The 6,119-nt window shown below is 72.5% G+C and carries 5 protein-coding genes; 2 read left to right on the forward strand and 3 right to left on the reverse strand.

Features of this window, described 5'->3' with window-relative positions; all coding sequences use genetic code 11:
• Positions 1-153: 153 nt before the first annotated feature.
• Together GT042_RS36390 and GT042_RS36395 are read right to left on the reverse strand one after the other, a co-directional pair.
• Entirely contained in the window at positions 154-1,521 is a 1,368-nt protein-coding gene (locus GT042_RS36390) for a ferredoxin reductase family protein (protein WP_237531552.1), read from the reverse strand.
• Between the two features lie 134 nt (positions 1,522-1,655).
• Positions 1,656-2,150 (reverse strand): MarR family winged helix-turn-helix transcriptional regulator, encoded by a 495-nt coding sequence (locus GT042_RS36395; protein ID WP_161312941.1) that lies wholly within the window; start codon positions 2,148-2,150, stop codon positions 1,656-1,658.
• Between the two features lie 161 nt (positions 2,151-2,311).
• On the opposite strand from GT042_RS36395, the gene GT042_RS36400 reads away from it, so the two are divergent.
• Positions 2,312-2,959: a nitroreductase family protein gene (locus GT042_RS36400; protein ID WP_161312942.1), complete on the forward strand. Its 648-nt coding sequence runs from the start codon at positions 2,312-2,314 to the stop codon at positions 2,957-2,959.
• 384 nt (positions 2,960-3,343) lie between these two features.
• Positions 3,344-5,683 (forward strand): SpoIIE family protein phosphatase, encoded by a 2,340-nt coding sequence (locus GT042_RS36405; protein ID WP_161312943.1) that lies wholly within the window; start codon positions 3,344-3,346, stop codon positions 5,681-5,683.
• Positions 5,684-5,731: 48 nt separating this feature from the next.
• Here GT042_RS36405 and GT042_RS36410 read toward each other — a convergent pair.
• A partial coding sequence (locus GT042_RS36410) for a substrate-binding domain-containing protein (RefSeq protein WP_161312944.1) occupies positions 5,732-6,119 on the reverse strand: 388 nt, incomplete at its 5' end.

Consider the following 6,119-nt stretch of genomic DNA (forward strand, 5'->3'; position numbering starts at 1 on the left):
GGCGCGCCCACGGCGCCGGGCGGCACGGTCGCCACCGCCACCGACGATCCGCCGGGCTGTTTCAGCGCGAGCAGCAGGACCACGCCCGACGCGGTCGCGGCGACACCGATCATGATCCGCCGCAGCGGATGTCTCCTCTTCACGGGGTGTGCCTCACATCTCGAAGGATTCGTGGTGGATGCGGCGGGCGGGGACGCCCGCCGCGCGCAGGGCCTCGTAGGACTGGCGGGCCAGCCCGGTGGGACCGCAGACATAGACGTCGTGGTCGTCGATGTCCGGCAGCAGTTCGCGCAACCGCTGCGGTGTGATCTCCGGCCTGACGCCGTCGGGACCGTTGACCGCGTACAGGAGACGCGCGCCGCGCGCGGACGCGATCCGCCGCAACTCGCCCCAGAGCGCCAGGTCTTCGGTCTTGCTGGCCCGGTAGAGCAGGGTCAGGTCGCCGGGTTCGCCGGGCAGCGTCTCGAACAGGGCCCGCATCGGGGTGATCCCGGCGCCGCCCGCGATCATCAGCACCTTCTCCTGGCTGCGCCGGGCCGCCGTCATCGCCCCGTAAGGACCCTCCGCCCAGACCCGGGTGCCGGGCCGCAGCCCGGCCACGGCCTCGCTGTGCTCGCCGTTCGCCTTGACGGTGATGCGCAGCAGGTCGGGGCGCGGGGGCGCGGACAGGGAGTACGGGTTGGAGCTCCAGCGCAGTCCGTCCGTGAGGAACCGCCAGCGGAAGAACTGTCCCGGCTGGGCGCCGAGCCGGTGCAGCCTGCGTCCGGTGATCAGGACGGAGACCACACCGGGTGATTCGTAGACGGTCTTCTCGACCCGCATGCGGTGGCGCCGGTTGAGCCGGATCGGCGCGAGGACGCGGTACCAGAGCAGCAGGAGCCCGGCCGCGCCGTACAGCGCGTACCACGCGGTGCGCGCCATCGGGTTCGCCACGAACTCGGCGCCTGCGGCCAGTTGGTGCCAGAAGGTCAGGTAGACCGCGACATAGGTGAGGAGGTGCAGGTAGTACCAGGTCTCGTAGCGCATCCTGCGCCGTACGGCCCGCGCCGAGACGAAGCCGATCAGCAGGAGGATCGCGGTGCCGATGGTCGCCTCGATCATGCGCGGGAAGTCGAGGACGAGGATGACGGTCTGTTCCACGAAGCCCGTGTTGGCCTGGACAGAGTAGCCGCCGATGGTCAGCAGGAGGTGGGCGAGGACCAGACTGACCGCGTACCGGCCGCTCATCGCGTGCCAGCGGGTCACCCGGTCGGAGCCCACCCGCCGTTCCAGCGCGGGGACCCGAGCCATCAGCAGGATGACGATCGCGATCGTGTAGCCGCCGAGGAGTCCGGTGAGGCGGCCCCCTCCGATCAGCCATTCGGCCAGGTCCACGTGCACGACCGGGGTGTTCTGCCACCACAGCGCCATCACGGCCACGGCGCCGGCCCAGGACGCCGCCAACAGGGTTCGCGCGCCCGACCGTTGAGGGCGGATCGCGCGCATGGTCTGCCGGCGCGCGGCCCGGCCGTTGTGCATCATCGCCAAGGGAATGCTCCTCGATTCGCCCACGTGCCAGCCCATACGGATTTCGGCGGCGGCGAGTTCAATCGGGGAGCGGCCCGGAGCGGGCGACTTCGCACGTCGGTGGTCCCTCACGGACCACCTGTGCGGATTTACGGCTGTACGTCCTCACCCGGGCGGCGCGCGCCGGCGTCCAGCAACTTTCCGAGCAGGGAGGACAGTTGGTCGCGCTCCTCGGTGGTGAGGCCGCCGAACGTCTCGTCCAGGAACGCGGGGGTCGCCTCCTCGGCCCGGGCGAGGAGCGCCCGGCCGGAGTCGGTGAGGGTGACGGCGTAGGCGCGCCGGTCGCCGGGGGCGGGCTCGCGGCGTACGTGCCCGGCGCGCTCCAGGCTGTCGCAGATGCCGACCATCACGGAGCGGTCGATGCGCAGCTCCTCGCCGAGGAGCCGCTGCGAGCTGGGGCCGACGGCCGCCAGCATCTTGAGCACCAGGTGCTGGCCGACCCCGATGCCCAGCTCGGCCGCGCGGGTGTCCGCGGCCCGCGCGACGGCCGCCGACGCCCGGCACAGCGCGATGTCAAGACGTTCCGCCGCGAGCCGGGGGAAGTAGGCCGCGCCGCGCCGGCTCGTGGTGGTCCTGGCCGTCATGGGGCCTCCTTCGTCTCGGCACGACCGTACCAGAACCGTCTTCGCCCAGATTGTTTGACCGCAAACAGAAGCTCATCGTACGCTCGCCAATAATCTGCCCGCAGATTATCTACGGGCCCCCAACCCCCAAGGAGAAGCCCCATGATCCCGAGGACAGCCCCGTGACCCTTCCCTCCACCCCCGACGAGCTGTTGTCCACGACCCGTGCGGTACGCAAACGCCTCGACCTGACCCGCCCCGTCCCCCGCGCCCTGATCGAGGAGTGTGTGGACCTGGCCACGCAGGCGCCGACCGGGCGAAACCGGCAGCGCTGGCACTTCCTCGTCGTCACCGAGCCGGAGCTGAGGCGGACGGTGGCCGACGTCTACCGCCGGGCGGTGACGACCGGGGGCGGTCAGGGACCCACCGAGCGGGACCTGCGGCGCATGTACGTCCACCCGGGCTCCATGGAACGCGTCTCCGACGGCTTCCGGCACCTGTACGAGAACATCGACCGCGTGCCCGCCTTCGTCATCCCGGCCGTCGAGGGGCGTACGGACGGGGCCTCCGTGCTCGATCAGTCCATGACCTGGGGGTCGATCCTCCCCGCGGTGTGGAGTTTCATGCTCGCCGCCCGCGCCCGCGGGCTGGGAACGGTGTGGACCACGGCCCAGGGGCCCCTCGAACGCGAGCTGGCCGGTGTGCTGGGTGCGCCGTACGACGAGGTCATGCTCGCCGCGTTCCTGCCGCTCGCCTTCACCGTCGGCACGGACTTCCGGCCCGCCCACCGGATCCCTCGCGAGGAAGTCCTCCACTGGGAAGGGTGGTGAGCGGAGGGGGGTGAGCGGGAGGAGGGTGAGCGGGAGGCGTGGTGGCCCGGAGCCGGTGTCCGTATCGGCGTCCGGCACTCCGGACAGCGGAAAGCCCCGGACCCGGTGAACGAGTCCGGGGCTTCCCCGTGGAGCGCTGGGCAGGCCTTGCACCTGCATTTCCCCGCAGGAAGCGGGGCGTCTTTCCTTGGACCACCAACGCGAGGCCCCACCACCGGAGTTCCGGTCGCGAGCACATGATCAATATTAGCGTACGAATCGAGTGCGCCGCGCCACGGTCGCCCGGGCCGGTCGATGCGAGGCGGTGGACACGGGACCGCGAGAAGGCCCGCCACCGGCGTTTCCGGAGTTGAGGGCGGGACGCCGAGGCAGCACCCTGGGCGTATGGAGCATGCCGGCGCCGCTGCGATCATCGATCCCCAGGGCACCTTGACCGGGTGGAGCGAGGGGGCGCGGCTGCTCACGGGCCACACCGCCGAGGAGGCCGTGGGGCGGCCCGCCCGGGAGCTGCTCGCCGAGGACGTACCGGCCGCCGCGCTGGCCGCGCTGACCGGCCAGGTCGTGCTCCGCCACCGGAACGGTCACGCTCTGCGGCTCACCCTCACCGCCTCCCTCCTGACGGGCGCCGCCGGGGAGCCGCTCGGATACCTCGTCGGAGGCGCGCCGGCAGGCGCCCTGGAGTCCCCGACGGCCGCGCGCGCGTTCCGGCAGGCGTCGGTCGTGATGTCTGTGTTCGACACCGACCAGCGGTTCCTCCTGGCCAACGACGCGGCCTGCGACGTGCTGGGCGTCCCCGAGCGCGAGCTGCTGGGGCGGCGCTCCTCCGACGCCGTACCGGACGGCGACGGCGGCAAGACGCTGCGGGACAACCTGGTCAAGGTCACCCGTACCGGAGCAGCAGTCCGGTACGACATCGACGCCCCCGCGCCGTCCGACGGCGTGGAGCGGGCCTGGAGCATCGACATGTGGCCGGTCCTGGATCCGGCCGGTGAGGTGTCGGCGGTGGCCGTGGTGGCGTTCGACCGCACCGAGCAGCGCGGGCTGCGCCGCCGGCTGGCCCTGCTGAACGAGGCGGCGACCCGGATCGGCACCACCCTGGACGTGGTGCGCACCGCCGAGGAGCTGACCGCGCTGGTGGTGCCCCGGTTCGCGGACTTCGCCAGTGTCGACCTGCTCGACTGGGTGCTGGGACCGGGCGAACCCTCGGACCCGACGGCGGAAGGTGTCACCCTGCGCCGGGCCGCGTACACCTCCAGCATGAAGGAGGCGCCCCCGCCGGGCCTCAAGCTGGGTGCGACGAGCGTCCATCCGTCCTTCTCCCCGACGGCCAGGGCGCTCGCGGAGGGGAGGGGGATGCTGGTGAACGCGGGGGATCCGGGTTTCGCGCAGTGGATGGACTACAACAACAGGCGTCATCCGGCCGGGCGCGCCCTCCGCGACAGGATCCGCTCCCTCCTGGTCGTGCCCCTGCGGGCCCGTGGCACGACGCTGGGCGTCGCGATCTTCTCCCGCCTCACCCACCCGGAGGCGTACACCGCCGACGACATGGACCTGGCGGAGGAACTGGCGAGCCGGGCCGCGGTGTGTGTGGACAACGCCCGCCGCTACACCCGTGAGCGCTCGACGGCGCTGACCCTCCAGCAGAGCCTGCTCCCCAAGGCCTCCGGCGACCAGGCGGCCGTCACGGTCGCGCACCGCTACCTGCCCTCCCGGTCGGCGGCCGGCATCGGCGGCGACTGGTTCGACGTCATCCCGCTGTCCGGCAGCCGGGTCGCCCTCGTCGTCGGCGACGTCGTGGGCCACGGCATCCAGTCCTCGGCCACCATGGGACGCCTGCGCACCGCCGTACGGACTCTCGCGGACGTCGATCTGCCGCCGGACGAACTGCTGACCCACCTCGACGACCTCGTCACCCACCTGGCCGCCGACGAGCACAGCGCCGAGATCGCCGAACTGGGCGCGACCTGCCTGTACGCCGTCTACGACCCCGTCGCCCGGCGTCTGACCCTGGCCTCGGCCGGGCATCCGCCGCCGGTGCTCGTACGGCCCGGCCGGGCCGGGCGCCTCGTCCAGGTCGCGACGGGGCCGCCCCTCGGCATCGGCGGCCTGCCCTTCGAGTCGGCCGAGGTCCTCCTTCCCGAGGACTCAATCCTCGCCCTGTACACGAACGGGCTCATCGAGGGCCCCGACCGTGACCTCGACGACGCGACCGCCCAGCTGAGCGCGGCGCTGTCGGCCCCCGCCGGCGACCTCGACGCCCTCTGCGACACCGTCCTGCGCGAGGTGCTGCCCGAGCAGCCGGACGACGACGTGGTCCTGCTGCTCGCCAGGACCCAGGTACTCGGCACCGAACGGGTGGCCACCTGGGAGATCCCGGCCGACCCCGCCAGCGTGGCCACCGCCCGGCAGGCCGCGACCGACCAGCTGGCCGCGTGGGACCTGACCGCGATCTCCTTCATCACCGAACTGGTCGTCAGTGAACTGGTCACCAACGCCATCCGCTACGGCGAACCTCCCATCCGGCTCCGCCTCATCCGGGACCACGCCCTCATCTGCGAGGTGTCCGACGCCAGTTCCACCTCGCCCCACCTGCGGCGCGCCCACGCCTACGACGAGGGTGGCCGCGGGCTGCTGCTCGTCGCGCAGCTGACGCGGCGCTGGGGCAGCCGGCAGACCGGCGGCGGCAAGACCATCTGGGCGGAGCAGACCCTGCCGCCCGACTGACCGGGCCGGCGAACCCCCGCCGCCCTCACCCCGCCGATCTCAGGACCGTCAGCGGGCGAGCGGTCGTGTCGAACCCCGTACCACCAGTTCCGGCTGGAGCACGACCGACCGGTGGGTGTGGTGTTCCCGGTCCGGCTCGGTCTCGTCCAGCAGCATCTCCGCCGCCGTACGGCCCATCCGCTCGGCCGGCTGCCGTACGGAGGTGAGCGGGACCACCGCCGCCGCCGCGAACTCGATGTCGTCGTACCCCACGATCGAAATGTCGCCGGGGACGTTCACACCCGCCCCGTACATCGCCTGGAGCACCCCCAGCGCCAGCAGGTCGTTGGCGCAGAACACGGCGGTCGGCCGCACCGCGAGCCCCAGCAGCCGCGCCCCCGCGTCGATCCCCGACGCCACGTCGAGCCGGGCCGTCTCCAGGTGGCCCAGGGCGTCC

The sequence above is a fragment of the Streptomyces sp. SID3212 genome, from assembly GCF_009865405.1.
Lineage (GTDB): Bacteria > Actinomycetota > Actinomycetes > Streptomycetales > Streptomycetaceae > Streptomyces.